We start from the raw sequence: 589 nt of genomic DNA, 5'->3' as shown, positions 1-589 counted from the left end.
AAGCCCTGTTCACCGGAGTAGACAGTGATCCCACCAAAGCGATGTACAACCCGTACCGCTATAGCGGAAAACGCTGGGATCCCAACACCGAATCCTATGACCTCGGCTTCCGGAACTACTTCCCAGGCACAGGTCGCTTCATGAGCCCCGACTCCTACACCAATGCCAAGGAACACGTCGGACTCTTCATGAACGCCATGACCAATAGTCTTTATTCGTATACGGATGGGAATCCGATCTCGTATATTGATCCGGATGGGCATATTCCAGTAACTGACGATGATGACTACCTTAAAGATCCTTTAACTGGTTATAAAGATGCTACCGGTGAGAGTTATGGATCTACCATACCAGCAACATCGTCACTAAGGTCTAATCCACCTAAAACACAGAAAGTACATCGGAAGAACGGTACTGGCAGTAGTGGTAATTGGATAAAGTCAACCTATAATAAAGTGGTTAAAGTGGTCAAAGAAATCCACTATACACAGGTTAGTTTAAGTCGAGCAAATGGAAATGGTCACTATAGTAATTACTTGGGTTATCGTGCAGGTGGGGGGCATCAAGCTGCATCCCCAGAAGTACAAGG

At 46.2% G+C, this 589-nt stretch carries 1 protein-coding gene; it reads left to right on the top strand.

All coding sequences use genetic code 11. The features are described 5' to 3' along the window. Positions 1-41: 41 nt before the first annotated feature. Positions 42-589 (top strand): RHS repeat-associated core domain-containing protein (locus tag IC619_RS16605; protein ID WP_249669914.1); only part of this gene is annotated, 548 nt, incomplete at its 3' end.

The organism is Polycladospora coralii, from assembly GCF_014773435.2.
Classification (GTDB): Bacteria; Bacillota; Bacilli; order Thermoactinomycetales; family Thermoactinomycetaceae; genus Polycladospora; species Polycladospora coralii.
Note: the sequence above shows the minus strand (reverse complement) of the source record. Positions and strands in the feature narration are given on the sequence as shown.